A 26,118-nucleotide genomic window follows, 5' to 3' on the forward strand; every position below is an offset into this window, starting at 1 on the left:
CAAGGTACAGATGATGACTGACGAATCTATCGACGTAACACCTCGCCGGCGACCGGTTCAGGCGCGCAGTCGGGAGCGGGTAGGCAATATCCTCAGCCATGCCGCGGCCATTTTTCATGAGAACGGTGTGGATGGTACCAGTATGTCCGCCATTGCCCGGCAATCTGGCATGTCGTTAGCGTCCCTTTACCGCTACTTTCCGAACAAGGCGGCCATCGTTCATGCCATTGCCGAAGGGCATGTCGAGAAAATGGAAACCGCGCTGCGGGAGAAGCTGCCTGAGCTGAGCCTGCACGACGCGGTGGATGTGCTGATTGATCAGTTCTACGACTTCTACCGCACCGAACCGGCGTACTCGGCAATCTGGAGCGGCGTGGAGTCCATGCCAGAACTTCGGGAGCTGGACCTGCGGGAACTCTACAGCAACGCTCGAGACCTGGATGCCAGGCTCCAGCAGGAGTACCCGGCACTGCCGAAAGAGCGCAGCTGGACTGCCAGCCTGTTGTTGCCCCGATCTGCCGGAACCATCCTCCGGCTTGCAGCCACCCTGCCGGACGACCAGGGGCAGCAGTTGGTGGTGGAGTTAAAGTGTATGGCCAGGGCTTACCTGGCAGAGCTGACACGTCAGGAAAGATAGCCCAGGGGCAGGGCGGTACTGTCGATTACCCTCCGCAGTACAAAGCTGGAGTGCACCCCGCTGACACCCTGAATCCGGGTAATGCGGTTGAGCAGAAACTGGTGGTAATGATCCATGTCTGGCACCACCACTTTCAGCATGTAATCGGCACTCTGGCCGGTGATCAGATAGCACTCCTGCACCTCTGGAAAGACCGCCACCTGTTCCTCGAAAGCGGCAAAGCGTTCCGGTGTATGTCGGTCCATGCCGATCAGAATGATGGCGGTCAGAGATAACCCGAGTTTTTTGTGGTCCAGAATGGTCACTGTGCGCACTATGATGCCCGCGTCTTCGAGCGCCCGCACCCGGCGCAGGCAAGGGGAGGGCGAAAGCCCGACTTTCTCCGCCAGTTGCTGGTTGGTCAGGGAGCCGTCCTTCTGCAATTGTTCCAGGATTTTCCGGTCAGTTTTGTCAATTCTGACCAGTGTCTTGTCATTGTTCGCAATCATATGCTGTAAATCCTGACTTGTTGGCAATGTGTGGCTTATGAATAGCGGTTTTTGGCTAAAATAGCAACCAAATAGCGTCGTTTGGGCGTTACACTCTCCCCATTGATACGAACAGCGAAAGGAATGTTCCATTATGGCCTTTGATCATCGTAAATACGTCGCCTTCAAACCGGTTGCCAAGAAAGACCGCCGCTGGCCGGACCAGGTTATCGAGAAAGCACCCACCTGGTGTGCTGTCGACCTGCGGGATGGCAATCAGTCGCTGATCAAGCCCATGTCTGTCGCCCAAAAGCAGCGCCTGTTCGATTTGCTGGTCAAGCTGGGCTTCAAGGAAATCGAGATTGGTTTTCCAGCCGCCAGCCAACCGGATTTTGATTTCTGCCGCAAGCTGATCGAAGAAAACCGCATTCCGGACGATGTGAAGATTCAGGTGCTGACCCAGGCCCGCCCGGAACTGATCGAGCGTACCTACGAAGCCTTGAAGGGTGCGAAGCAAGCCATTGTGCACGTGTACAACTCTACCTCGACAGTGCAGCGTGAACAGGTATTTGGCCTCGACCGGGCCGGTATCCGCGATATCGCTGTCAAAGGCGCCACCCTGGTGAAGGAGATTGCCGCCCGTTATCCGGACACCGACTGGACCTTCCAGTATTCCCCGGAGAGCTTCACCGGCACCGAACTGGACTTCGCTGCGGAAGTGATTGATGCGGTCACCGAGGTGTGGCGACCGGATCAGGGGCAGCCGGTGATTATCAATCTGCCGGCTACCGTAGAAATGTCTACCCCTAACGTGTTTGCCGACCAGGTGGAGTGGATTTGCGAAAACATCCGGTATCGCGAGCACATCAGCATCAGTCTGCATACCCATAACGACCGGGGGTGTGCGGTGGCTGCGGCCGAACTGGGCGTGATGGCCGGCGCTGACCGGATTGAAGGTACCCTGATGGGTAACGGGGAGCGCACTGGCAACATGGATCTGGTAACCATGGCCATGAACCTGTATTCACAGGGCATTGATCCGACCCTGGACTTGTCCGGCATGGCGGAAATTACCGAGGTGGTGGAAGCCTGTACCGAGATTTCCACCCACCCGCGTCATCCGTATGCGGGCGAGCTGGTGTTCACCGCCTTCTCAGGCAGCCACCAGGACGCCATCCGTAAGTGCCTGGCCCGCCGTAAGGAGGGCGACGCCTGGAACGTGGCGTACCTGCCCATCGATCCGTTCGATGTGGGCCGTCGCTATGAAGAGGTGGTGCGCATCAATAGCCAGTCCGGCAAGGGTGGCGTTGCTTATGTACTGGAGCGGGACTACGACATTACCCTGCCGCGTTGGTTGCAGATTGAATTCAGTAAAGTGGTCCAGAAAGAAGCCGAGACCAACGGTGGCGAAATTGATTCCCACACCATCCACCGCCTGTTCGAAGACCGCTACCTGAAGGTTCATGAAGACTGGTCACTGCGTTCCTACGATCTGCATCGGGACGAAGCGGGTGTTCGTGCGGAAGTGGTGGTCGGTAGCGACACGTCTCCCGTGACCTTTGAGGGCTGCGGATTGGGTGCGGTTGAGGCGGTGTCTGACGGGCTGGCCAAGCGATTTGGCGTTACGGTGGCGGTAGAGGCATACGATGAGTTTGCTCTGGGCGAGGGCACCAACGCCAATGCCTTGGCCTGTATTCGCCTGACCGCCAATGGTCAGCATTGCAGCGCAGCGGCCCTGGCGGAAGATACCACCTCGGCGACCCTGCAGGCGCTGTTTTCAGCAGTGGCCCAGGCGGTGGGCACGGATATGCCGGCAGCAAAGACGCCGGAAGCGGCGGAAGCGGTCTGATGCCCGGTTCTGTCTACGCCTGAACGCAGAACGGCCGGCATAGTTGCCGGCCGTTCTGTTTTCCGTCTGCCCGTGAGGGGCATCCGGCGGTAAACTGTCGCCCTTACAGAGGGGTTACGTTTTCCGCCTGGGGGCCTTTGGGTCCCTGAGTAACGGTAAACTGCACCTGCTGACCTTCTGTCAGGGTACGGAAACCGTTGGAGTTGATTGCACTGTAGTGAACGAAAACGTCACTGCCGCCTTCCTGGGCAATAAAGCCAAAGCCCTTGGATTCGTTGAACCACTTCACGTGGCCAGTTTTGGTATCGGACATCGATCTTTCCTGTCTTTCTGAAAATTTGCCCTCACGGGACCTTCTTGTTTCGCACAGACTCTGGATCCATACAAACGCGGTTTCCGCCGGAGCGGAAGCCGTCGATGCTGAGTCGTCCGGAGCGTACTGAGGAAGGGGCAACGCGAAGCCTGGGCAGGACGTTGTAGCGCATTCGTCAAATACCGCTGCAGAAGAGCACAGCAATTTTCAGTATAGACCGACTTTGGGGGGCGTCAATTGTTTTTTTAGTGATCAGTGTCGGGATTTTAATTGATAAAAAACAACGGGTTGTCATAACGATGAAACACAACTCTGCCGGTCATTGAGGCAGAGTTGTGTTGTCGTCCGTGTGCACGGGCGGGGTTGGTCAGCGCACGAATTTCTCGCTGATCTCTTCCAGGATGGCAGGATCATCAATGGTGCTGGGTACGCTGTACTCTTCACCGTCCGCAATCTGGCGGATGACGCGGCGCAGAATTTTGCCAGACCGGGTCTTCGGTAAACGCTCTACCACCATGGCCCGACGGAAGCACGCTATGGCGCCAATCTTGTCGCGGACCATTTCTACCAGTTCTTCTTCCAGTTCATCCTGGTCTATGGTTGCGCCGTCCTTGATCAGCACCAGGCCGACCGGGGTCTGGCCCTTCATGTCGTCGTGGGCGCCTACAACACAGCATTCCGCGACTGCCGGGTGTGAAGCTACCACCTCTTCCATTTCGCCGGTGGACAGGCGATGTCCGGCGACATTGATCACGTCATCGGTCCTGCCCATGATGAACACGTAGCCGTCGTCATCAATAAAGCCGCCGTCGCCGGAGCTGTAAAAGCCGGGAATCGGATCCAGGTAGCTGCTCTGGAAGCGTTTGTCGTCGCCCCATACGGTCATCAGGCACCCCGGTGGCAGGGGCAGTTTGACGGCTATCTGGCCTTGCTCGCCGGCCGGTACCTGGCTGCCTTCCATATCGACGACCTGCACGTTGAAGCCGGGCGACGGTACCGTCGCCGAGCCCGGTTTGGTGGTCATCATTTCAATGCCTACCGGGTTGCAGCAGATGGCCCAGCCGGTTTCGGTCTGCCACCAGTGGTCGAGAATCGGCAGGCCCGTGTGTTCCTTCAGCCATTCGTAGGTGGGTGGGTCCAACCGCTCGCCGGCCAGGAAAATGCGTTTCAGCGACGAGACATCATAGCGGCTTAGCCGATCTGCTTCGGGGTCTTCCTTGCGCACGGCCCGGAAGGCGGTGGGCGCGGTGAACAGCATGTTCACCTTGTGATCCTGGACTACCCGCCAGAAGGCGCCGGCGTCAGGGGTTTTTACCGGTTTGCCCTCATACAGGATGGTGGTGCAGCCGGCGAACAGGGGCGCATAGACAATGTAGCTGTGGCCTACCACCCAGCCCACGTCTGACGCCGCCCAGAAGACATCGCCGGGTTTGGCGTCGTAGACCAGTTTCATGCTGTATTTGAGTGCCACGGCATGGCCGCCGTTGTCCCGCACCACGCCTTTTGGCTTTCCGGTGGTGCCGGAGGTGTAAAGCACATAAAGCGGGTCGGTGGCTTTCACTGGCACCGGATCTGCTGGCTCCGCATTGGCGGTCATGTCGTTCCAGTCGTAATCCCGTCCTTCCGACAGGTTGGCTGTGACTTGCGGCCGCTGGTACACCACACACAGCTCAGGCTTGTGGCTGGATTGCTCAATGGCCCTGTCCACCAACGGTTTGTATTCAATGACCTTGGTGACTTCAATGCCGCAGGAGGCCGTGATCAGCGCCTTGGGCTTGGCATCCTCAATGCGCACCGCAAGTTCGTGGGCAGCAAACCCACCGAAAACCACTGAGTGGATGGCACCCAGGCGGGCACAGGCCAGCATGGCAATGGCTGCCTGCGGAATCATTGGCATGTAGATAATGACCCGGTCACCCTTCTCGATCCCGCGAGCACGCAGGGCGCCGGCAAACAGGGCTACTTCATCCCGTAATTGGTCATAGGTGAAGTGTTGCTGGCTATTGGTCACCGGCGAGTCGTAAATCAGGGCTGTCTGTTGACCACGGCCCGCCCGGATGTTGGCATCAAGCGCTACGTCGCTGGTATTCAGAAGGCCGTCGGGGAACCACTGGCCGTGACCGTTATCGAGTGCCTGCCAGATGGTGTTCGGGGTTTCGATCCAGTCAATGTTCTGGGCCTGCTCGCGCCAGAAGTCATCCCGTTGGTCGATAGACCGGCGGAACTCGGAGTGGTATGTCATGCTCTCCACCTCAGTTGTGCTGTTATTGTTCTGTGGCTGTTATGCACAACTGTAGGAGCTTTAGAAACAGGGGCTACTAGACCATAGGCGTAGTTGGCCGTTTTTGCCTGTTCAATCCCCGTTGGAATTGATCTCCGTCACCTTCGCCGTCACGCTGCCGTGGCCCAGTCGGGCGGTGATGGCGGCGCCTTCGCCAAGCTGGCTGGCGTCACGAACAATCTGGTTCTGCTCATCCCTCACAATCGCGTAACCGCGCCCCAGGGTGGCAAGCGGGCTGACAACGTGGAGTGCCTGGGCGTTGTATTGGTAGCGTTCCTGTTGCTGCTTCAGGTAATGGCGGGTGGCCATCTCCAGGCGTTCATGGAGCCGGGTCACCTGGTCCCGGGCGGCGATCAGTGTCCGGCGTGGGGATTGGGTGGCAAGGCGCTGGGTCAGGTGATCGGTTTTTACCCGGGTTTGGGTCAGTCGCTGGGCGATCGCCTTGTTCAGCCGAACGTCCAGCTCATCCATGCGCTGGGCCTTTTCCTGCAATTCCCTGCGTGGGTCCCGCAGCCGTGCAGACAGGTGGCCAAGCTGGGTGTGCAGGCGCTGGGTTAGCCGGCGCGCCGCCTGGCTCAGCCTCAGTTCCTGCTCGTTCAGCCGGCGCAGCCAGTGGTTTTGGTCCGGGGAAACCTTCTCAGCGGCCGCTGAGGGGGTGGGGGCCCGAAGGTCTGCCACGAAATCGGCAATGGTCACGTCAACCTCATGGCCCACTGCGCTGACAGTTGGAATGCTGCAACTGGCGATAGCCCGGGCAACCGCTTCTTCATTAAAGCACCACAGGTCTTCCAGCGAACCGCCGCCGCGCCCGATGATCAGGACATCGGCCACGCCGTGTTGCTGGGCGCGCTGGATTGCGTTGACGATGTCGCCCGTGGCGGCCTGGCCCTGAACCGCTGTGGGGTAGAGGGTGACCGGTATGGCGGGGCAGCGGCGGGCAAGTACGGTTAATATGTCATGGATGGCGGCGCCCGTGGGCGAAGTCACAACACCAATATGGCGCGGTGTGGCTGGAATGGCCTTTTTCCTTGCCGGGTCGAACAGGCCCTCCGATTGCAGTTTCAGCTTCAGGGCCTCAAAGGCCTGTTGCAGTTCACCCAGTCCTGCCGGTTCCAGGTGTTCGACAATGATCTGATAGTCGCCCCGGTTCTCGTAGAGTGTGACCTTTCCGCGGATGCGAATCTGGTCGCCTTCACGGGGCAGGGTGCGCAGGCGTTGGTTGGCACCCCGGAACATGGCACAGCGCACCTGGCACTTCTGGTCTTTCAGGGAAAAGTACCAGTGGCCGGAGGAAGGTCTTGAAAATCCGGACAATTCGCCCTCCACCCAGACCTGCATAAAGCTGGTTTCCAGCAGATGCCGTGCCTGGTGGTTGAGTTCACTGACCGACAGGGCCCGGGGCCGGGAATCCGGGTAAGGGGGTATCAAAGGGCGCGCTCCGTGATTATTCATACGCAATAGCCGAAAGAGAGGGGTAAAAATAACGGAAATTCAAAAAGATGCAACCAAACACCAAAAACCTCGCGGTTTACTGTCTGTTGGCACCACTTTATAATAGATCGATTAAGGATTTTGCCTTGCTGTGCCGCCGCGGGTACAGCATGGAATTTCCAAACTTAGCATGTTCAAAAGGCGGACCCAAATGCTGCGTATTGCCGAAGAAGCCCTCACGTTTGACGACGTTCTCCTCGTGCCCGGATATTCCGAAGTTCTGCCTCATCAGGTGGAGCTGAAGACTCAATTGACCAAAGGCATCACCCTGAATATTCCGCTGGTGTCATCGGCCATGGATACGGTCACTGAAGCCGAGCTGGCCATTGCCATGGCTCAGGAAGGCGGCATCGGTATCATGCACAAGAACATGTCAGTGGAACAGCAGGCGGCTGCCGTACGCAAGGTCAAGAAATACGAGAGCGGCGTTGTTAAAGATCCGATTACCGTAACGCCTGAAACCACCGTCCGTGAGCTGGTCGATATCACCATGGCCAACAGCATCTCCGGGCTGCCGGTTGTGGATGGCCACGATCTGGTTGGTATCGTCACTGGCCGCGATATTCGCTTTGAAAGCCGGATGGACACGCTGGTGCGTGACATCATGACGCCGAAGGAAAAACTGGTTACCGTCAAAGAAGGCGCCAGCCTGGAAGAGATCAAAGAGCTGTTGCACCGTCACCGCATCGAGAAAGTCCTGGTGGTGAACGACGAATTCGAATTGCGGGGCCTGGTTACCGTCAAGGATATCCAGAAAGCCAAAGACTACCCGCTGGCCTGCAAAGACGAGCAGGGCCGTCTGCGAGTGGGTGCGGCGGTGAGCACCGGTGGCGATACCGATGCCCGGATTGCAGCGCTTGCCGAAGCCGGCGTGGATGTGATTGTCGTGGATACCGCCCATGGCCATTCCAAGGGTGTGATTGACCGGGTTCGCTGGGTAAAGCAGAACTACCCTGATGTTCAGGTGATTGGCGGCAATATTGCCACCTCGGGTGCAGCGATTGCCCTGGCGGATGCCGGCGCGGATGCGGTCAAGGTGGGCATCGGTCCCGGCTCCATCTGTACCACCCGTATTGTCGCCGGCATTGGTGTGCCGCAGATTTCGGCGGTGTCCAATGTGGCCGCAGCGCTGAAAGAGCGCGGCGTCCCCGTGATTGCCGATGGTGGTATCCGGTTCTCCGGTGATATCGCAAAAGCCATCGCAGCGGGCGCCCACAGCGTCATGATCGGTAGCCTGCTGGCGGGTACTGACGAAGCCCCGGGTGAAGTGGAATTGTTCCAGGGTCGGAGCTACAAGGCATACCGTGGAATGGGTTCTATCGGTGCCATGGGGCAGGGTTCCAGCGACCGCTATTTCCAGGACGCCAGCAAAGGTATTGAAAAACTGGTGCCGGAAGGCATTGAAGGCCGTGTGGCCTGCAAAGGCCCCATGCGCAACATCGTGCACCAGCTGGTGGGCGGTTTGCGTGCATCCATGGGTTACACAGGCAGTGCCACTATGGATGAGATGCGCACCAAGCCGGAATTCGTGCGCATTACCAACGCCGGGATGCGTGAGAGCCACGTGCATGACGTGACCATCACCAAAGAAGCTCCCAACTACCGAATCGGCTAAGAACTGCCTGATTTGACGCGGCCCGGTTTCCGGGCCGCGCTGTTTTTTTAAAGCCCGAGGACTCCATGGCTCAGAACATTCACGACCACCGTATCCTGATTCTTGATTTCGGTTCCCAGTACACCCAGCTGATCGCCCGCCGTGTGCGTGAAATCGGCGTGTACTGTGAAATCAAGGCCTTTGACGTAACAGACGAAGAACTCAACGAGTTCAATCCCAAAGGCATCATCCTGGCGGGTGGTCCGGAATCGGTAACCCAACTGGGTGGTCCCCGTGCACCGGAAGGGCTGTTCGACAAAGGCATTCCGATTCTGGGCATCTGCTATGGCATGCAGACCATGGCGGAGCAACTGGGCGGCCGTGTTGCCAGCTCTGAGAAGCGCGAATTCGGCTACGCCCAGGTGAAAGTTCGGGCCAAGGGCCCTCTGCTGCAGGACATTACCGACCACCTGACACCAGCGGGTGAGTCCCTGCTCGACGTCTGGATGAGCCACGGTGACAAAGTGGTTGCCATGCCGGAAGGCTTTGAGCTTTTAGCCTCTACCGAGAGCGCGCCGATTGCCGCCATGCAGGACCTCAGCCGTAACCTGTACGGTGTCCAGTTCCATCCGGAAGTGACCCACACTCTCCAGGGTAGGCGGATTCTCGAGCACTTTGTCCTGAATATCAGTGGCTGTGAGGCCCTGTGGACGCCAGCCAAGATTGTTGATGACGCGGTTCGCCAGATTCGTGAACAGGTAGGCTCCGAAAAGGTTCTGCTGGGGCTGTCTGGCGGTGTGGATTCCTCGGTAACCGCCGCCTTGCTGCATAAGGCCATCGGCGACCAGCTCACCTGCGTGTTTGTGGATAACGGCCTGCTGCGCCTGCACGAAGGCGATCAGGTGATGGAGATGTTCGCCAGCAACATGGGTGTGAAAGTCATCCGTGCGGATTCCGAAGATCTGTTCCTGTCCAAGCTCAAGGGGGTTAATGATCCCGAGCAGAAGCGCAAAATCATCGGCAACACCTTTATTGATGTGTTTGATGCCGAGGCTGCCAAGATCAAAGACGTGAACTGGCTGGCCCAGGGCACCATCTACCCGGATGTGATCGAATCTGCCGCTTCCAAAACCGGTAAAGCCCATGTCATCAAATCCCACCATAATGTGGGTGGCCTGCCGGAAACCATGAAAATGAAACTGGTTGAGCCGCTGCGCGAGTTGTTCAAGGACGAAGTCCGCAAGATTGGCCTTGAGCTTGGCCTGCCTTACGACATGGTTTATCGCCACCCGTTCCCGGGGCCAGGCCTGGGTGTGCGTATCCTTGGCGAAGTGAAGAAAGAGTACGCCGAGATTCTGCGCCGCGCAGACGCCATTTTCCTGGAAGAGCTGCACCGGGCGGACCTGTACCACAAGACCAGCCAGGCCTTTGCCGTGTTCCTGCCGGTGAAGTCGGTAGGTGTAGTGGGTGATGCCCGCCGCTACGAATACGTGATTGCGATTCGTGCCGTGGAAACCGTGGACTTTATGACCGCACGCTGGGCGCGGCTCCCGTACGAAGTGCTGGAAACCGTATCCAACCGGATCATCAACGAGATTTCCGGAGTATCACGGGTGACCTACGATATTTCGTCCAAGCCGCCCGCGACCATTGAATGGGAATAAGTCGGGCAGGCTAGAGCGGGAAGGCGGCAAGCAGGGATGCTTGCCGCCTTTTTTCGTTTTCAGGTCGTCATTCGGCGGTCAGCAACATCTTGACCGCTTTCTCCTTCGCCGCCTGGCTGAAGATGTCGTAGGCTTTTTCGATATCGTTGAGCTTGAGGCGGTGTGTGACCAGGTCCTCCGGCTTCACATCGCCACTCTCGACGACCTTCATCAGCACCGGAATGGTGTTGGTGCTCACCAAGCCGGTGCGTACCGTGATGTTTTTGATCCACAGGTCCTGCAGCCGGAATTCCACGCTTTTGCCGTGTACGCCGATGTTCGCGATGTTGCCGCCAGCGCGAATGATGCTCTGGCAGATATCGAAGGTCTCAGGTATGCCGACCGCCTCCATGGCAACGTCTACACCCTCACCGTTGGTCAGTTCTTTGATGGCTTCGATGGGGTCTCGGGCGATGGTGTCTGTGGCCCCCAGCATCCTGGCCATTGCCAGGCGGTTCTCGTCCGGATCAATCATGATGATACGCGCCGGTGAGTAGAAGCGGGAGGTCATTACGGCGGCCAGTCCGATGGGGCCGGCGCCGATGATGGCGACTGTGTCCCCCAGTTTGACTTCGCCGGCGAGAGCGCCAATCTCGTGTCCTGTGGGCAGGATGTCGCTGAGCATCACCGCAGCAGCCGGGTCCATTTCTGAAGGCAGGTGGTACAGGCTGTTGTCGGCATGGGGGATGCGTACATACTCGGCCTGGGTGCCATCGATCAAATGCCCCAGAATCCAGCCGCCGTCCCGGCAGTGGGCATAGATGCCGCGCTTACAGTAGTCGCAACGCCCGCAGGAGGTGACGCAGGAAATCAACACTTTGTCGCCAACCTTGATGTTACTTACTCCGTCACCCACTTCTTCGACCACTCCCACGCCTTCGTGGCCGAGAGTGCGACCTTTCGTGACCGCTGGCACATCGCCTTTCAGGATGTGCAGGTCGGTGCCGCAAATGGTGGTATGGGTGATGCGCACCACGGCATCTGTGGGTTTCTCGATTGCAGGCTGTGGCTTGTCTTCCCAGCTACGCTTTCCTGGTCCGTGAAATACCAATGCTTTCATAATGTTCTCTCCTTGACGGGTGTGCGGCTGCAGATGCGATTCAGGTCCGTGTAAGTCTTGCACGGACTGCACTGATTGAAACATGACTTATGTCAGTATAGGCCCCGAAAGGTAAAACGGTATGACAGTTGTCTGAGTAAAAAATCTTCTTTCAGTGCGGGTGCGCCCGGGGCCGTCGCTTGGTTAAGACGGCGAATAATGGTATTTTCGTGGCGCTTTCGGGGTTGGCCACTATCGTAGTTGTATAGGGCGCTATCAGCAGAGCCGCGTTTATGTCGGATTCACCAAAGAATGATCAATACTGGATGTCCCGTGCACTGATGCTGGCGGAGCGGGCGGCCTCGATAGGCGAAGTGCCCGTTGGCGCGATTGTTGTCCGTGATGGTAAGGAGCTGGGCGTGGGTTACAATGCGCCCATTACCGGTTGTGATCCCACAGCCCACGCGGAGATTCGGGCTTTGCGGGATGCCTCCGCCAGGGTAGGGAACTACCGGCTGACCGGGGCAACTTTATACGTCACCCTTGAGCCTTGCACCATGTGTGTGGGCGCCATTGTGCACAGCCGAATCAGCCGCCTTGTTTATGGTGCCCGCGAGCCCAAAGCGGGTGCGGTAGAATCTGCCCGGTGTACGCTGGACGAGGCCCACCTTAACTGGCAAGTAGAAGCGGAAGGCGGTGTCCTGGGAGACGAGTGCGGCCAAGTTATCAGTGATTTTTTCAGCCGGCGGCGGGCGGAGATTCGGCGGCGGCGTAAACAGAATTCAGGGAAGGAGTAACTCTGCGTGAAAGTACTTGTTACCGGCGGTGCCGGATATATCGGCAGTCATGTGGTCCGGCAGCTGGCAGCAGCAGGCCACGACATTGTGGTTTTCGACAATCTTTCCACCGGCTATCGATGGGCGGTGACCGCCGGCGAGCTGGTGGTGGGCGACCTTGCCGACGAGCAAGCCATTGAGGCCGTTTTCGCACGGCACAAGTTCGAGGCGGTACTGCATTTCGCCGCCAATATCGTGGTACCGGAATCCGTTTCCAACCCCCTCAAGTACTACAGCAACAACACCCGGAGCACCCTGAACCTGCTCAAAGCGGTGGAAAGTCACCAGGTGCCCTACATGGTGTTCTCCTCCACGGCCGCTGTGTATGGCATGCCGGAAGAAACGGTGCTGACCGAAGACCTTCCGCTGTCCCCCATCAACCCTTACGGCGCTTCGAAAATGATGAGCGAGCGCATGATGATGGACCTGGCTGCGGCCAGTAACCTTAACTACGTTATCCTGCGCTATTTCAATGTGGCCGGTGCTAATCCGGAGGGACTGCTGGGGCAGGCAACGCCGGAGGCGACGCACCTGATCAAAGTGGCCTGCGAATGTGTGACCGGTCAGCGTGAGGGCATGAACGTATTCGGCACCGACTACGAAACCCGCGATGGTACCTGTATCCGCGACTATATCCATGTGGAAGACCTGGCAAAGGCCCACGTGATGGCGCTGGATTACATGGCCGGCGGTGGCGAGTCTCAGGTACTCAACTGTGGTTACGGTCGCGGCTTTACCGTGCGGGAAGTCATTGATGTGGTCAAGGCGGAATCCGGTGTCGATTTTCCGGTGACAGAAACTGGCCGCCGTGCCGGCGACCCGGCAGCACTGATGGCCGACAACACGCGAATCAAGAATGTTCTGGGCTGGCAGCCGGATTACGATGACCTCAATACCATCGTGCGTACCGCTCTGGCCTGGGAATCGGTCTGGCAGAAGAAAAAAGCTTCCCGATAACCTCTTCAAGCAACTAATTTCAGGAACAACTGGATGAAAATTACGATTTTTGGAACCGGATACGTGGGCCTGGTAACAGGTGCCTGTCTTGCGGATGTTGGTCACGATGTGCTTTGTATGGATGTGGATCAGGGCAAGATCGAGAAACTGAAGAACGGCAAGATTCCGATTTACGAGCCAGGCCTCGATAGCATCGTTAAACACACCGTGGAAGCCGGTCGTCTGTCGTTTACCACCGACACCGAACAGGCTGTCAAACATGGCACCCTTCAATTTATTGCCGTGGGCACGCCGCCGGACGAAGACGGCTCTGCCGATCTGCAATACGTACTCGCGGTGGCGAAATCCATCGGTCAGTACATGGATGACTATAAGGTGGTTGTCGACAAGTCCACCGTACCCGTGGGCACCGGTGACAAGGTAAAGGCAGCGGTACGCGCGCAGCTCGACAAGCGCGGCCTGGAGCTGGATTTCGACGTGGTGTCCAACCCGGAATTCCTGAAAGAAGGCGCCGCCATCAACGATTTCATGAAGCCGGACCGCATTGTGGTGGGTACCGACAGCGAACAGGCGGCGGAGCTGTTGCGGGAGGTTTACTACCCGTTCAACCGCAACCACGACCGGATGATCTTTATGGATATCCGTTCGGCGGAACTCACCAAATACGCTGCCAACTCCATGCTGGCCACCAAGATCAGCTTCATGAACGAAATGTCCAACCTGGCCGAACGCCTGGGTGCCGACATCGAAGCGGTGCGCCGGGGCATTGGTTCTGACCCCCGTATCGGCTATCACTTCATCTACCCTGGCTGCGGCTATGGTGGCTCCTGCTTCCCGAAAGACGTACAGGCCCTGGCCCGGACGGCCGGTGATTGCGATTACGAAGCCAAGTTGCTGAATGCGGTAGAAGCCGTCAACTACGCTCAAAAGCACGTGCTGTTTGACAAGATCAGCCACTTCTTCCAAGGCGATCTCAAAGGTAAGGTCGTAGCTCTTTGGGGCCTGGCCTTCAAACCGAACACCGACGACATGCGCGAAGCCTCCTCACGGACGCTGATGGAAGATCTCTGGAAGGCCGGCGCCACGGTACAGGCCTTTGACCCGGAAGCCATGGAAGAAACCCAGCGCATCTACGGTGACCACGAAGGCCTGACCCTGTGTGGCACCAAAGAGCAGGCCCTGAAAGGTGCCGATGTGCTGGCCATCTGTACCGAGTGGAAAGAATTCCGTTCGCCGGACTTCGACCTGATTGCCGGCGCCCTGAAACAGCCGGCGGTGTTTGACGGTCGTAACCTGTACGAACCGGAAATGCTCGAGCGCCATGGTCTGGTTTACTACGCCATCGGCCGTGGCCGTAACCAGTTTCATTCCGCGGGCTGATCGAGAGGGCCGGTGATGTTTCAGCTACACGAAAGACTCGCGGCAGATACCCACCACCTGGGTTACAGCCGCCTTTGCGAAATCCTGTTGATGAACGACAGCACCTGGCCCTGGATTATTCTGGTACCGGCGGTGCCGGACATCCGGGAAATCTACCAGCTGGACCATAAGCAGCAGGTGCGGTTGCTGGAAGAGTCTTCCACGCTTAGCCAGGGCATGATGGAGCTTTTCAGGGGCGACAAGATGAATGTGGCGGCGCTGGGTAATATGGTGCCGCAGCTTCATTTGCACCACATCGTGCGCTTTGAAGGTGACCCGGCCTGGCCAGGCCCTGTATGGGGTAAACTGCCTCCTGTGCCTTACGCAGAGGAAGAGCTGGAAGAGATTCGCGCCAGGTTAAAGCCCCTACTGCAATCCCTGGCCTGAATCGGGCTCTGGTTATTCCCGACCCTGCTGCCACTGCGCCAGGGTTTGGGAGCCAACCAGAATCATCCGCAGCTCGGTTTTGAGCTTGGCTTTCAGTTCGTCCCGCTCCTTCGGCGTGGCGTCCAGCGCTTCCGCACCCTGATTGAACACCAGGGTGACCATGGATTCGGCCACCAGCCTGGCATCCGCCAGAGGCTTGTTCTGTTCATCTGCAAACCGTCCAAGGTCATCTGCCAGTTCCGTAACGAAATGATCAATCTCGGCCTTGACGGCGGTTCGGAACGGTTTCGATACTCCGGTGCGCTCGCGCAGCATCAGTCGGAACAGGTTGGAGTTGTTGCCCAGATACTCCATAAACGTATCTACGGATGTGGAAATGGCGCTGCCGTCCCGGGCAATTCGCTTGCGCGCCTGACGCATTAACCGTCGTAGCGCAACACCGCCTTCATCAACCAGTGCCAGGCCCAGTTCATCCAGCTCGGAAAAATGCCGGTAGAAGGAGGTGGGGGCAATGCCGGCTTCCCGGGCAACCTCCCGCAAACTCAGGCTGCCAAAGCCCCGATCTGCACTCAACTGTGCCAGGGCGGCATCCATCAAAGCCCGTCGGGTTTTCAGTTTTTGTTCCGCTCTGGTGGCCAACGTCTTACTCCATGGTCCGCTCAAACCATGCATTCTAGCCCCCGGTTTTTTGATAGTCATCCCGGCGTTCAATATCTGGCTTCAATTCTGCTTGGGGACGCCTGATTTTCACAGTCATTGTGTTTATAATGGGCGGCTTTTACCGGCGCCGCCTCAACACCGTGCGGCCAAGAACGACGTAGCGTCGGGCGGGGGGTGTGCTTTCCGAAACCTTGCGGGGCCATGGATGGCGGAGCAGAGCGTACATGGACGTATCCACAGCGTGTTTCGGAAAGCACACCCCCCGCCCGATGCGGCAAACCAAGAACACATTCAGATACAACGGGAACCGATATGCGCAGTCACTATTGCGGTGGGATCAACGAATCCCACATCGATCAGGAAGTCACTCTCTGTGGATGGGTACACCGCCGCCGGGACCACGGTGGGGTTATCTTCCTGGATCTGCGAGATCGGGATGGCATGTCCCAGGTGGTTGTCGATCCTGACACCCCTGAGAGCTTTGCTCTGGCGGAGAAGGTTCGCAGCGAGTTTGTTGTTAAAGTCACCGGCCGCGTGCGTCGTCGACCTGCTGGCACCGAGAACAGCAATATGCCGACCGGTCAGGTAGAGCTGCTGGGTAAGGAAGTCGTTATCCTGAACGCCGCCGCCACGCCGCCGTTCCCGCTGGACGAGCACGTGGATGTGGGTGAGGACGTTCGTCTGCGCTATCGCTTCATCGATTTGCGCCGCCCGGAAATGATCAACCGTCTGCGTTTCCGTTCCCGGGTAACCAGCTACATCCGTAATTTCCTGGACAGCCGCGGCTTCATGGATGTGGAAACACCGATCCTGACCCGCGCCACCCCGGAAGGTGCCCGTGATTACCTGGTGCCAAGCCGTACCCACGAAGGTTCGTTCTTCGCGCTGCCCCAGTCGCCGCAGCTGTTCAAGCAGATGCTGATGGTGTCCGGCGTTGACCGCTACTACCAGATTGCCAAGTGCTTCCGTGACGAAGACCTGCGGGCAGACCGTCAGCCCGAGTTCACGCAGGTTGATATCGAGGCCTCTTTCATTGATGAAGAGACCCTGATGACGCTCAACGAAGACATGATCCGGGCGCTGTTCAAAGACGTGCTGGATGTCGAGTTGCCGGAATTCCCGCGCATGCCGTATTCCGAGGCCATGCAGCGTTACGGCAGCGATAAGCCGGATCTGCGTATTCCGCTGGAACTGCAAGACGTGAACGACCTGGTGGAAGGCGTGGACTTCAAGGTCTTTGCCGGCCCCGCGAAAGATCCCAAAGGCCGTGTTGCAGCCTTGCGTGTGCCGAAAGGCGGTGCGCTGACCCGTAAGCAGATTGACGATTACACCAAGTTTGTCGGCATATACGGTGCCAAGGGCCTGGCCTACATCAAGGTGAACGAACTGGCCAAGGGCGTGGAAGGCCTCCAGTCGCCGATTATTAAGTTCCTGGGCGACGACGTGGCCATGGCGATCATGGAGCGCGTTGCGGCGGAAGATGGTGACATCGTGTTTTTCGGTGCTGACAAGACCACCGTGGTCAACGAAGCCCTGGGAGCGCTGCGCATCAAAGTCGGCCATGACCTCGACATGCTCACCTGTGAGTGGGCGCCGATGTGGGTGGTGGACTTCCCGATGTTTGAGGAGCTGCCGGACGGCGGCCTGACCGCGATTCACCATCCGTTTACCGCACCGTCCTGCAGCCCGGACGAGCTGGCGGCCGATCCGGCCAATGCGTTGTCCCGCGCTTACGACATGGTGCTGAACGGCACCGAGCTGGGCGGTGGTTCTATCCGTATCCATGACGGCAAAATGCAGGAAACGGTGTTTCGCATCCTCGGTATCGAAGAAGAGGAAGCTCGCGCCAAGTTTGGCTTCCTGCTGGATGCCCTGAAATTCGGTTGCCCGCCACACGGCGGCCTGGCTTTCGGTCTGGACCGTCTGGTGATGCTGATGACCGGTTCGTCGTCCATCCGGGATGTCATCGCCTTCCCGAAAACCCAGAGCGCCACCTGTCTGATGACCCAGGCGCCGGGTGCGGTAGACGAAAAGCAGCTGAAAGAACTGCACATTCGCCTGCGTCGCTCAGCCAAAGCGGTTGAAGGCAACAAAGCCGAAGACAACGAGTGATACACAAGCCTGGAGGTTGCCCGTGGCGCCTCCGGGCTGAGTGCTTTTGCTCAAGCTATCTCTGAGGGCGTGTGGATGGCCATCATCCTGGGTGTAGACCCTGGCTCACGAATCACCGGCTACGGCATCATTCGTGCGGAAGGCCGCCAGATCGAGTATATCGACAGCGGCTGTATCCGGGTGGGTGAAAAGCCCATGGCGGAGCGGCTGCAAACCATTTTCCACAGCCTTGCTGTGTTGATTGGTGAGTACCGCCCGGAAGAGTTTGCCATCGAGCAGGTGTTCATGGCCCGTAACCCGGATTCAGCCCTTAAGCTGGGGCAGGCCAGGGGTGCGGCGATTGTCAGTGCCGCCAACAGCGGCCTGGCTGTCCATGAATACTCTGCTCGCCAGGTCAAACAGGCGGTGGTTGGTACCGGTGGCGCTGACAAATCCCAGGTTCAGCATATGGTCCAGGCACTGCTGGGTTTGTCCCGCAAGCCCCAGGCAGATGCGGCGGATGCCCTGGCGATCGCACTGTGTCATGCCCACATGAACCAGAGCATACTGAAGCTCGCCGGCACCGGTGGCAAAGCGCGAAGCGGGCGGGTTCGGCAACAATAACAGGCTCAGACAAGCCCCAGGAGGCCTGCATTGATCGGTAGAATCCGAGGCATATTGATAGAGAAGGCCCCCGGCCACGCACTGGTGGAGTGCTCCGGTTTGGGTTACGAAGTCGACATTCCCTACACCACCTTCTTTCACCTGCCGGAAACCGGGCAGGAAGTTACCTTACATACGCATTTTGCGGTCAGAGAAGACGCCCAGAGCCTGTATGGCTTTGCCTCCCGGCTGGATCGCAATCTTTTCCGGCTGCTGATCAAGGTCAATGGCGTTGGCCCCAAACTGGCTGTCGGCATACTGTCCGGCCTGGACGCCCAACAGTTTATACGCTGTGTTGAGGCCCGCGATGTCAGCGCCCTGGTGAAGCTGCCGGGGGTTGGCAAGAAAACCGCCGAGCGACTCCTGATTGATATGGCTGACCGCATTGGCCAACTGGAAGGGCAGTTCACGCCGACGGTACCGGGGGCAGCGGCTCCGGGCGGCTCCACAACTGCGCCGGCCGCAAGTCACGATGCGAGAGACGAGGCCGAGGCCGCGTTGATTGCCCTGGGCTACAAGCCGCAGGAAGCGGCCAAGGCCATCAGCAAGGTAGCTGAGCCAGATATGACCAGCGAGGCGCTGATTCGCCTTGCCCTGCGTAATATGATCCCGGCCGGGTAGTTAACTTGCTCCCCGGCCTTTTTATGTGTCGCCCCATGACACCAATGTGTATAGAGCGTAACGTGACTCCAACCATGCCCTTTGTACAATTGGGGCAACTTGAACGTCAGGCCAAACCTGTGGGCACGTTGTTTATTCCCAGCAAGCGGATAATGCCATGATTGAATCTGACCGACTGATCTCGGCAAAGGCCGGTGAATACGAGGAAGTGCATGATCGGGCCATTCGCCCGACGTTGCTGTCTGAGTATGTGGGTCAGCCGACGGTTCGCGAGCAGATGGAAATCTTTATCTCCGCTGCCCGGGGCCGCCAGGAAGCGCTGGACCACGTGCTGATCTTCGGCCCGCCGGGACTTGGTAAAACCACCCTGGCAAACATTATTGCCAACGAGATGGGGGTGTCGATCAAGACCACCTCTGGCCCGGTACTGGAAAAAGCCGGCGACCTGGCCGCCATGCTGACCAATCTCGAAGAAGGCGATATGCTCTTTATCGATGAGATTCATCGCCTGAGCGCTGCGGTTGAAGAAGTATTGTATCCGGCGATGGAAGATTATCAGCTGGATATCATGATCGGCGAAGGGCCGGCGGCCCGATCCATCAAGCTGGATTTGCCCCCGTTTACCCTGGTGGGTGCCACAACCAGGGCGGGTTTGCTGACATCGCCACTGCGGGACCGCTTTGGCATTGTTCAGCGTCTGGAGTTCTACAACACCCAGGACCTCACGCATATCATTCTCAGGTCGGCACGTTTGTCTTCGGTGACCATCGATGAACAGGGGGCGTTCGAGATAGCCCGCCGTTCCCGGGGCACACCACGAATTGCCAACCGCCTGCTGCGGCGGGTGAGGGATTTTGCCGAGGTTCGCTCAGACGGCCACATAACTGCCGACATTGCCGACCAGGCTCTGAACATGTTGAAAGTGGACGACCAGGGCTTTGACCACATGGACCGCCGCCTGTTGCTGGCCATGATCGAAAAGTTTGATGGGGGGCCGGTGGGTGTGGAAAGCCTGGCTGCGGCCATTAGCGAGGAGCGGGGGACCATCGAGGACGTGCTGGAGCCGTTCCTGATTCAGCAGGGCTTTATGGTACGAACGCCCCGTGGGCGGATGGTAACCTCCAGCGCCTACCGCCATTTTGGTGTGGTGGCCCCGAAATCCGGTGCTGAGGATGACCTCTTTGACTGAAAACGGTACGAAAGAACGCTTTGAATTACCTGTCCGGGTGTATATAGAAGATACAGACGCTGGTGGTATCGTCTTCCATGCCAAGTATCTTCACTACATGGAACGGGCCAGGACCGAGTGGGTGCGTAGCCACGGTGTTGGCTTGAGGGCCGGCCTGGAAGACAACACAAGTTACGTGGTTCAGCGCATGAACCTGCACTATAAGGTGCCGGCCAAACTGGACGACCAGCTGCTGGTTACCGCAGAGCCCACGGCCTCATCCCGGGTTTGGATGAACTTTCGGCAGCAGGTGCTGCGAGCGGCAGATCAGCAGTTGTTGTGCGAGGCCGATGTGCGGGTGGCCTGCATCGCACTGGATACCGGCAAGCCCAAGAGGCTGCCTGAAAACATGCAAGAGATTCTGAAGAAATCCATTTAGTTTATTGAAAAGCCTACAAACATAGTTGGGAGTGCACAGTGGAAGCGGAACTTTCAGTCTGGTATCTGATTGCCAATGCCGGGGTCTTGGTGCAGTTGGTCATGCTGTTGCTGGTGTTGGCATCGGTGGTGTCCTGGGCTTTGATTTTTCAACGCATTCAGGTGTTCCGGAAAGCGAAGCAGGCGCAGCTGGCCTTTGAAGAACGGTTTTGGTCCGGCATGGATCTGGGGCAGCTCTACAAAGAAGTGAATGCAGATCCGACGCCGTTTTCCGGAATGGAATCCGTATTCCGGGCCGGCTTCAAGGAGTTTTCCCGCCTGCGTCAGCAAAGCCGCGATGCAGACGCCGTCATGGAAGGCACCCAGCGTGCCATGCGGGTGGCTTTTTCCCGTGAGCAGGAGCGCCTGGAAACCCATCTTCCCTTCCTGGCTACTGTGGGCTCAACCAGTCCGTATGTGGGGTTGTTCGGTACCGTGTGGGGCATCATGAATTCCTTCCGGGGGCTGGCGCAGGTGCAGCAGGCAACGCTTGCCACGGTGGCTCCAGGTATCTCGGAGGCATTGATCGCAACCGCCATGGGTCTGTTTGCAGCGATCCCGGCGGTTATCGCCTACAACCGGTTCTCTGCCATGTCGGATGCGTTGCTGAAGAACTATGAAACCTTTGCCGAGGAGTTTTCCAGCATTCTGCATCGCCGTGTCCATAACAGTGACCAGGCTGCCTGATGGCACTCGTCGATAACGGGAGGAGAACGGCATGAGCGGCATGAAAGGTATGGGCTTGATGCCCCAGCAAAAGCGCAAGCCGATGTCGGAGATCAACGTGGTGCCCTACATCGACGTGATGCTGGTACTGCTGATCATTTTCATGGTGACGGCTCCGATGTTAACCCAGGGGGTAAAGGTGGATTTACCCCAAACCACGTCAGACCCGATCCAGCAGGATAAAGACGTTGAGTCCATTACCGTTTCTGTAGACGCCAACGGCGCCTACTACATGGATATCGGTGACCGCAGCAGCGACCCGATGACGCTGGCTGAGGTGCGTGAACAGGTGGCCAATATCCTGTCTCAGCGCACCAATGGTGAGGTGCTGGTGCGCGGTGATGAGTTCGTGGAGTACGGCGTAGTGGTGCGACTGATGGCTGAGCTTCAGGCGGCAGGCGCAACCGGGGTTGGCCTGATAACCGACGCACCTCAGGAAAGGCCTTAACAGGGTGGCATTATTGTTGTGAAGGGTCACGAGCGGGAAACCATCAGTACCGATACGGCGCCCCTGAAATCGCCAGTGGTAATGTCTGTGGCATTACACCTGCTGATTGTCGGGATTGCGCTGGCGGGCTGGTCCTGGACATCGCCGATATCTGAGTCGGAGCCCAGAACCATTTCTGCGCGGCTGGTCAGCCCGGAACCCCGGCCGAGCCCGGTGGTGGATGAGCAGGATCAGCGAGATCGCAAACAGGAGCGTCGTCAGCAACAGGAGCTTGAGCGCCAGCAGCAGGAAGCGGAGCGCCGTCGTCAGCAGGAAGAGCAGGCCCGGCGGGAAGCCGAACGGCAGGCTCAGGAACAGGCGCGGCAGCGGGAAGAAGAGCGCAAGCGCCAGGAAGCTCAGGCTCGCGAACGGGCCGAGCAGCAGGCACGGGAACAGGAGGCTGCGCGCCAGAAAGCTGAGGCAGAGGCCAAAGAGCGTGAGCGCCAGCGTGCTGAAGAGGAACGCAAGCGTCAGGAAGAGGCAAAGCGCAAAGCCGAGGAAGAGAAGCGTCGCCAGGAAGAGCGTCGCCGGCAGGAAGAAGCGGAACGTAAACGTCAGGAGGAGGCTGCCCGGCAGGAAGCAGAACGCAAACGCCAGGAAGCCGAGCGCAGATTAAGAGAGCAGCAACTCGAAGCCCTGGCCGAAGAATCCCGCCGAGAGCGGGAGGCGGAAGCCCGGCGCCAGCAGGAGGCCGCTGCGGCCCGTGCCCGTGAAGCGCAGATGCTGTCAGAAAGCGAAAAGTACCAGGCACTTATACGTGAGCGTTTGAGCCAGGCTTGGTACCCGCCGTCGTCGGCGACGGAAGATATGACGGCCAGAGTTCAGATAACGCTGCTGCCGACCGGGGAACTGGTTAACGCCCGTCTGGTCAGCAGTAGCGGGAACACGGCATTTGATAACTCGGCGTTGGGTGCAGTCCGGTCGTTGAACCGGTATCCGATTCCTTCAGATCGGGATACGTTTGAGCGTTATTTCCGACAGTTTACTATTGAATTCAATCCGCAACGGTTGCGGTGAGGCCTATGACATTGAACGCACATGACTCATATCGTCAGGGATTTCCCTTTACCACGGCGCTGGCAGCACTGGTTGTTCTAATGCTGCTGGCCGGTCAGGCGAGGGCAGAGCTGCTGATTCGCATCACCGAAGGTGCCGACGCCGCGATACCGATTGCGGTGGTGCCGTTTGCCGAAAGCGGTTCCATGCCGGCGGGCGACAAAGTCAGCACCATCGTGCAGGCAGACCTGACCATGAGCGGTGAGTTTCGCCCGCTTGAGCCGTCCCGGATGCTGAGTCTGCCTTCACAGCGCTCGGAAGTATATTTCCGGGACTGGCGTCTGCTGGGGCAGCGCTATGTTTTGGTGGGGCAGTTGACCCGTTCAGGCGACCGTATCGAAGCAAGGTACGAGCTGTTTGATGTTAACCGGGAGGAACGTATTCTCGGCGAAACCGCAGGCGCACCGGCCAGTAACATTCGGACCCTCGGTCACCACATCAGTGACCGGGTGTACGAGGCTATTACCGGTGATCCTGGCGTGTTCTCGACCAAGCTTGCCTATGTCACGGTGACCGGAGACGGCGATAACGCCCGCTATCGTTTGCACGTAAGCGATGTAGACGGAAAGCGCTCAAGAATCCGCCTTGAAAGCCGCGAGCCCATTTTGTCTCCTGCCTGGTCTCCGGACGGCAAGCAGCTGGCCTATGTGTCTTTTGAAACCGGCAAGCCTGTGGTGTTTGTTCATGAACTGGCCAGTGGAAACCGCAAGAAGGTGGCGGATTTTCCTGGTCTGAACTCGGCACCCGCCTGGTCACCGGATGGCAAGTCCATGCTGCTGACTCTGTCCAAAGACGGTAACGCAGAGATCTACCGGCTTGATATTGCCTCAGGCAACCTGACCCGGATGACCAACCATTGGGCCATCGACACTGAGGGTGCCTGGGATCACACCGGCCGGGGAATCTATTTCACGTCAGACCGTTCAGGCGGCCCCCAGATCTACCATATGGAAAGAGCGGGTGCCGAACCAAGGCGCATTACCTTTGGCAGCCGATACAACGCCCGCCCAAGACCGGATGCCAAAGGCGAGTACGTGTATTACGTGCATCAAAGGGAAAGGGCGTTCCATATCGCCCGCACGAATCTGAAAAACGGGGAGGAATCTGTCATTACCCGAACCGAATCGGATGAATCACCGAGCGTTTCACCAAACGGACGCTTGTTGATTTATGCCACACAGCAAAACGGTACCAGCGTGCTCACGGTTGTCTCGGCAAATGGCGGGGCGGCGTACAGCCTGCCGGCGTCAGACGGTGATGTCCGTGAGCCCGCCTGGGGCCCTATCGTTCGCTGAACACGTTGTTGTCCAATAAACCAATCACGATAAGGAAGTGCACACATGAAACTGTCAGTACAGACTAAAGCGTTTGCGATGTTGTTGTCCGTGGGCCTGGTAGCCGGTTGTAGCTCCACCGGCGATACCATGGAAGACGGTGCTTATGGCTCCGATGTGGCCGCTATTGATCAGGACGGTGGTTCCACCGTTTATGGCGGCGCCGATGGTGATGGCGTTTCTTCCTCTCGTCTGAGCGAAGAAGAGCGTCAGGCCGCGCGCCAGCAGGCTGAGCAGGAAGCACTGCGCAACATCACTACGTTCTACTTCGATTTCGATACCTCCGAGATCAAGCAGGAAGCTCGCGATGTTCTGGTTGCCCACGCCCAGTTCCTTGCCAACAATCCACGCCAGAATGTGCGTCTTGAAGGTCATGCCGATGAGCGTGGTACCAAGGAATACAACCTTGCACTGGGTGAGCGTCGTGCCAATGCGGTTCAGCGCTTCCTGATCGTTAATGGTGCTTCCCGTGGCCAGATCGAAACCGTAAGCTATGGTGAAGAGAAGCCGGCTGTTCGTGGTTCGTCCGAAAGTGCCTGGGCACAGAACCGTCGCGTTGAGCTGGTGTTCAAGTAATCGAAATCAATGATCGGAAGGTCCCATGAGAAAATTGCTCATGGCGACAGTGCTGCTCCCGCTGGGCCTCGGCCTGGCGGGAGGCAGTCTGGCACAGTCGTCTGCACCCGCGTTTCAGAACAATGCCTCTGAGGCTCAGCGTAAGTCGGGTAATAACCAGGCTACGGCGGAACTGTTCTACATGATCCAGCAGCTCCAGAGCGATGTGCGCAGGCTGCAGGGGCAGGTGGAGGAACAGAAGCATCAGATCAGCCGCTTGCAGCAGCAAAGCCGGGATCGCTATGTGGATCTGGATCAGCGGATACTGGACCTGTCCAAGGCTGTTGAGCGCAAGGCCGAAGACGCCCGGGAATCAAGCCGTGCAGCCGAATCTGGTCAGGGTGGCCAGCTAACGCCGGCCAGGGTTTACCGATCCCCCGGTGCGGATGAGCAGAAAACCTATAACGAAATCATTGATCTGATCCGGAACAAGAAAGACTTTGATACCGCCATCAGTAGGCTGTACGAGTTTATCGATGAATATCCGGAAGGGGACCTTACCGTCAATGCCTACTATTGGCTGGGTGAGGTGTACCTGGCGGAACCCCGTCTCGAGCAGGCCAAGCAGGCATTCACCATTGTCGCTACCCGTTTCAGTGATCACCGTAAAGCGCCCGACGCTGTCTACAAGTTGGGAGTAACGCTGGATCGTATGGGCGAGAAGGACGAAGCGAAGCGCCGAATGCAGAGCGTGGTGGATAATTATCCGAACACCGGGGCTGCGGACCTTGCTCGAAAATACCTTGAGGCTGCGTGATTCTGATCACAGATTAGTCCGGTTGGTTGGTTGTTGATCTGGCCCGGAAAAAAGTTGGGAAAACCTATAAAAAGGGGTTGATCAGCAAAAAAATATCAGTAATATGTGCGCCTCGTTTGGGTCGTTAGCTCAGTTGGTAGAGCAGTTGGCTTTTAACCAATTGGTCGAAGGTTCGAATCCTTCACGACCCACCAAATTGCGGAATGGTGGTCTTGAGTGCCTTCATTCGCCGGGGAAGCGCCGGCAACCAGTTATGGGTCGTTAGCTCAGTTGGTAGAGCAGTTGGCTTTTAACCAATTGGTCGAAGGTTCGAATCCTTCACGACCCACCAAATAGCAAGGCCCGACACCGGGTTTTGTGGAAAAAAGAGCCCCCGGGGCTCTTTTTTTTTTGGCTTCACGAACCCATCTAGTCAACATGGGCGTAATCATTTTCCGGGTGCCCGGGAGGCTAGTGTCCCGCCTGGCTAATTCCTTAATCTACTGAGCTT

24 protein-coding genes, 2 tRNA genes and 1 pseudogene are annotated in these 26,118 nt (G+C 58.0%); 21 read left to right on the plus strand and 6 right to left on the minus strand.

The window, feature by feature from the left end; translation table 11 throughout:
• Positions 1-13: 13 nt before the first annotated feature.
• Positions 14-637 carry a TetR/AcrR family transcriptional regulator gene (locus ASQ50_RS20175; protein ID WP_058089575.1) on the plus strand — a complete coding sequence of 208 codons (624 nt, stop codon included), beginning with the start codon at positions 14-16 and terminating at the stop codon, positions 635-637.
• Here the strand turns inward: ASQ50_RS20175 and ASQ50_RS20180 are convergent.
• Positions 625-1,125, minus strand: a complete 501-nt coding sequence (locus tag ASQ50_RS20180; protein WP_082888527.1) for an Lrp/AsnC family transcriptional regulator — start codon at positions 1,123-1,125, stop codon at positions 625-627. The genes ASQ50_RS20175 and ASQ50_RS20180 overlap by 13 nt on opposite strands.
• Positions 1,126-1,258: 133 nt before the next feature.
• On the opposite strand from ASQ50_RS20180, the gene leuA reads away from it, so the two are divergent.
• On the plus strand, positions 1,259-2,953 hold the full coding sequence (gene leuA / locus ASQ50_RS20185) for a 2-isopropylmalate synthase (RefSeq protein ID WP_058089576.1): 1,695 nt from the start codon (positions 1,259-1,261) through the stop codon (positions 2,951-2,953).
• 103 nt (positions 2,954-3,056) lie between these two features.
• Here the strand turns inward: leuA and ASQ50_RS20190 are convergent, their stop codons facing one another.
• The 3 genes and pseudogenes from ASQ50_RS20190 to xseA form a co-directional block, all read right to left on the minus strand.
• Positions 3,057-3,266 (minus strand): cold-shock protein, encoded by a 210-nt coding sequence (locus ASQ50_RS20190; protein WP_058089577.1) that lies wholly within the window; start codon positions 3,264-3,266, stop codon positions 3,057-3,059.
• Between the two features lie 367 nt (positions 3,267-3,633).
• Positions 3,634-5,523, minus strand: a pseudogene (locus tag ASQ50_RS20195) (acetate--CoA ligase); the annotation flags it as partial.
• 96 nt (positions 5,524-5,619) lie between these two features.
• The gene (xseA, locus tag ASQ50_RS20200; RefSeq protein WP_058089579.1) at positions 5,620-6,999 is read right to left on the minus strand and encodes an exodeoxyribonuclease VII large subunit; all 1,380 of its coding nucleotides are present in this window, start codon (positions 6,997-6,999) and stop codon (positions 5,620-5,622) included.
• 190 nt (positions 7,000-7,189) lie between these two features.
• Here xseA and guaB point away from each other — a divergent pair, with 190 nt between their 5' ends.
• Together guaB and guaA are read left to right on the plus strand one after the other, a co-directional pair.
• Positions 7,190-8,653, plus strand: a complete 1,464-nt coding sequence (guaB, locus tag ASQ50_RS20205; protein WP_058089580.1) for an IMP dehydrogenase — start codon at positions 7,190-7,192, stop codon at positions 8,651-8,653.
• Positions 8,654-8,718: 65 nt separating this feature from the next.
• Positions 8,719-10,296, plus strand: a complete 1,578-nt coding sequence (gene guaA / locus ASQ50_RS20210; RefSeq protein ID WP_058089581.1) for a glutamine-hydrolyzing GMP synthase — start codon at positions 8,719-8,721, stop codon at positions 10,294-10,296.
• 67 nt (positions 10,297-10,363) lie between these two features.
• On the opposite strand, the gene ASQ50_RS20215 is transcribed toward guaA, so the two are convergent.
• Positions 10,364-11,395 (minus strand): zinc-dependent alcohol dehydrogenase family protein, encoded by a 1,032-nt coding sequence (locus ASQ50_RS20215; protein WP_058089582.1) that lies wholly within the window; start codon positions 11,393-11,395, stop codon positions 10,364-10,366.
• Between the two features lie 272 nt (positions 11,396-11,667).
• Between ASQ50_RS20215 and tadA the strand changes: the two genes are divergently transcribed.
• From tadA to ASQ50_RS20235, 4 genes are read left to right on the plus strand one after another with little or no spacing between them, the layout of a single operon-like run.
• A complete protein-coding gene (tadA, locus tag ASQ50_RS20220) occupies positions 11,668-12,171 on the plus strand; it encodes a tRNA adenosine(34) deaminase TadA (protein WP_058089583.1) in 504 nt (167 codons plus the stop codon).
• A gap of 6 nt (positions 12,172-12,177) precedes the next feature.
• Entirely contained in the window at positions 12,178-13,167 is a 990-nt protein-coding gene (galE, locus tag ASQ50_RS20225) for a UDP-glucose 4-epimerase GalE (RefSeq protein WP_058089584.1), read from the plus strand.
• A 33-nt stretch (positions 13,168-13,200) separates the two neighbouring features.
• Positions 13,201-14,547, plus strand: a complete 1,347-nt coding sequence (locus tag ASQ50_RS20230; RefSeq protein WP_058089585.1) for a UDP-glucose dehydrogenase family protein — start codon at positions 13,201-13,203, stop codon at positions 14,545-14,547.
• 15 nt (positions 14,548-14,562) lie between these two features.
• Entirely contained in the window at positions 14,563-14,973 is a 411-nt protein-coding gene (locus ASQ50_RS20235) for an HIT domain-containing protein (RefSeq protein WP_058089586.1), read from the plus strand.
• Positions 14,974-14,985: 12 nt separating this feature from the next.
• Here the strand turns inward: ASQ50_RS20235 and fabR are convergent, their stop codons facing one another.
• On the minus strand, positions 14,986-15,612 hold the full coding sequence (fabR, locus tag ASQ50_RS20240) for an HTH-type transcriptional repressor FabR (RefSeq protein WP_058089587.1): 627 nt from the start codon (positions 15,610-15,612) through the stop codon (positions 14,986-14,988).
• A 333-nt stretch (positions 15,613-15,945) separates the two neighbouring features.
• Between fabR and aspS the strand changes: the two genes are divergently transcribed.
• From aspS to ASQ50_RS20305, 13 genes are all read left to right on the plus strand, one after another.
• Positions 15,946-17,745 (plus strand): aspartate--tRNA ligase, encoded by a 1,800-nt coding sequence (aspS, locus tag ASQ50_RS20245; protein ID WP_058089588.1) that lies wholly within the window; start codon positions 15,946-15,948, stop codon positions 17,743-17,745.
• A gap of 75 nt (positions 17,746-17,820) precedes the next feature.
• Positions 17,821-18,348, plus strand: coding sequence for a crossover junction endodeoxyribonuclease RuvC (gene ruvC / locus ASQ50_RS20250; RefSeq protein WP_058089589.1), 528 nt, complete (start codon positions 17,821-17,823; stop codon positions 18,346-18,348).
• A gap of 30 nt (positions 18,349-18,378) precedes the next feature.
• Positions 18,379-19,008 (plus strand): Holliday junction branch migration protein RuvA, encoded by a 630-nt coding sequence (gene ruvA / locus ASQ50_RS20255; protein WP_058089590.1) that lies wholly within the window; start codon positions 18,379-18,381, stop codon positions 19,006-19,008.
• Between the two features lie 157 nt (positions 19,009-19,165).
• Entirely contained in the window at positions 19,166-20,197 is a 1,032-nt protein-coding gene (ruvB, locus tag ASQ50_RS20260; RefSeq protein WP_058089591.1) for a Holliday junction branch migration DNA helicase RuvB, read from the plus strand.
• Positions 20,181-20,615: a tol-pal system-associated acyl-CoA thioesterase gene (ybgC, locus tag ASQ50_RS20265; protein WP_058089592.1), complete on the plus strand. Its 435-nt coding sequence runs from the start codon at positions 20,181-20,183 to the stop codon at positions 20,613-20,615. The genes ruvB and ybgC overlap by 17 nt, the downstream gene beginning before the upstream one ends.
• A 38-nt stretch (positions 20,616-20,653) precedes the next feature.
• Complete coding sequence (tolQ, locus tag ASQ50_RS20270) at positions 20,654-21,340, plus strand: protein TolQ (RefSeq protein ID WP_058089593.1); 687 nt, start codon at positions 20,654-20,656, stop codon at positions 21,338-21,340.
• Positions 21,341-21,380: 40 nt separating this feature from the next.
• Entirely contained in the window at positions 21,381-21,827 is a 447-nt protein-coding gene (gene tolR, locus ASQ50_RS20275) for a protein TolR (RefSeq protein WP_058089873.1), read from the plus strand.
• 75 nt (positions 21,828-21,902) lie between these two features.
• The gene (gene tolA / locus ASQ50_RS20280; protein ID WP_156510078.1) at positions 21,903-22,883 is read left to right on the plus strand and encodes a cell envelope integrity protein TolA; all 981 of its coding nucleotides are present in this window, start codon (positions 21,903-21,905) and stop codon (positions 22,881-22,883) included.
• A gap of 5 nt (positions 22,884-22,888) precedes the next feature.
• Positions 22,889-24,217 (plus strand): Tol-Pal system beta propeller repeat protein TolB, encoded by a 1,329-nt coding sequence (gene tolB, locus ASQ50_RS20285; RefSeq protein WP_058089594.1) that lies wholly within the window; start codon positions 22,889-22,891, stop codon positions 24,215-24,217.
• Positions 24,218-24,262: 45 nt separating this feature from the next.
• A complete protein-coding gene (pal, locus tag ASQ50_RS20290) occupies positions 24,263-24,832 on the plus strand; it encodes a peptidoglycan-associated lipoprotein Pal (protein ID WP_058089595.1) in 570 nt (189 codons plus the stop codon).
• A 25-nt stretch (positions 24,833-24,857) separates the two neighbouring features.
• Positions 24,858-25,628 (plus strand): tol-pal system protein YbgF, encoded by a 771-nt coding sequence (gene ybgF, locus ASQ50_RS20295; RefSeq protein ID WP_058089596.1) that lies wholly within the window; start codon positions 24,858-24,860, stop codon positions 25,626-25,628.
• Between the two features lie 118 nt (positions 25,629-25,746).
• Positions 25,747-25,822 (plus strand) — tRNA-Lys (locus ASQ50_RS20300).
• Positions 25,823-25,883: 61 nt separating this feature from the next.
• Positions 25,884-25,959, plus strand: a tRNA-Lys gene (locus ASQ50_RS20305).
• The last annotated feature ends 159 nt before the right edge of the window (positions 25,960-26,118 follow it).

It is taken from the genome of Marinobacter sp. LQ44, assembly GCF_001447155.2.
Classification (GTDB): domain Bacteria; phylum Pseudomonadota; class Gammaproteobacteria; order Pseudomonadales; family Oleiphilaceae; genus Marinobacter.

Excerpts from the sequence above, each read along its gene's own strand:
- ASQ50_RS20180 (WP_082888527.1), bottom strand. The coding sequence starts at position 1,125 with ATGATTGCGAACAATGACAAGACACTGGTCAGAATTGACAAAACTGAC.
- tolB (WP_058089594.1), top strand. The coding sequence starts at position 22,889 with ATGACATTGAACGCACATGACTCATATCGTCAGGGATTTCCCTTTACC.
- tolR (WP_058089873.1), top strand. The coding sequence starts at position 21,381 with ATGAAAGGTATGGGCTTGATGCCCCAGCAAAAGCGCAAGCCGATGTCG.
- ruvC (WP_058089589.1), top strand. The coding sequence starts at position 17,821 with ATGGCCATCATCCTGGGTGTAGACCCTGGCTCACGAATCACCGGCTAC.
- guaB (WP_058089580.1), top strand. The coding sequence starts at position 7,190 with ATGCTGCGTATTGCCGAAGAAGCCCTCACGTTTGACGACGTTCTCCTC.
- ASQ50_RS20235 (WP_058089586.1), top strand. The coding sequence starts at position 14,563 with ATGTTTCAGCTACACGAAAGACTCGCGGCAGATACCCACCACCTGGGT.
- ruvB (WP_058089591.1), top strand. The coding sequence starts at position 19,166 with ATGATTGAATCTGACCGACTGATCTCGGCAAAGGCCGGTGAATACGAG.
- ASQ50_RS20175 (WP_058089575.1), top strand. The coding sequence starts at position 14 with ATGACTGACGAATCTATCGACGTAACACCTCGCCGGCGACCGGTTCAG.
- tadA (WP_058089583.1), top strand. The coding sequence starts at position 11,668 with ATGTCGGATTCACCAAAGAATGATCAATACTGGATGTCCCGTGCACTG.
- aspS (WP_058089588.1), top strand. The coding sequence starts at position 15,946 with ATGCGCAGTCACTATTGCGGTGGGATCAACGAATCCCACATCGATCAG.
- ASQ50_RS20215 (WP_058089582.1), bottom strand. The coding sequence starts at position 11,395 with ATGAAAGCATTGGTATTTCACGGACCAGGAAAGCGTAGCTGGGAAGAC.
- ASQ50_RS20230 (WP_058089585.1), top strand. The coding sequence starts at position 13,201 with ATGAAAATTACGATTTTTGGAACCGGATACGTGGGCCTGGTAACAGGT.
- ybgC (WP_058089592.1), top strand. The coding sequence starts at position 20,181 with ATGACCTCTTTGACTGAAAACGGTACGAAAGAACGCTTTGAATTACCT.
- xseA (WP_058089579.1), bottom strand. The coding sequence starts at position 6,999 with ATGAATAATCACGGAGCGCGCCCTTTGATACCCCCTTACCCGGATTCC.
- pal (WP_058089595.1), top strand. The coding sequence starts at position 24,263 with ATGAAACTGTCAGTACAGACTAAAGCGTTTGCGATGTTGTTGTCCGTG.
- ybgF (WP_058089596.1), top strand. The coding sequence starts at position 24,858 with ATGAGAAAATTGCTCATGGCGACAGTGCTGCTCCCGCTGGGCCTCGGC.
- leuA (WP_058089576.1), top strand. The coding sequence starts at position 1,259 with ATGGCCTTTGATCATCGTAAATACGTCGCCTTCAAACCGGTTGCCAAG.
- guaA (WP_058089581.1), top strand. The coding sequence starts at position 8,719 with ATGGCTCAGAACATTCACGACCACCGTATCCTGATTCTTGATTTCGGT.
- ASQ50_RS20190 (WP_058089577.1), bottom strand. The coding sequence starts at position 3,266 with ATGTCCGATACCAAAACTGGCCACGTGAAGTGGTTCAACGAATCCAAG.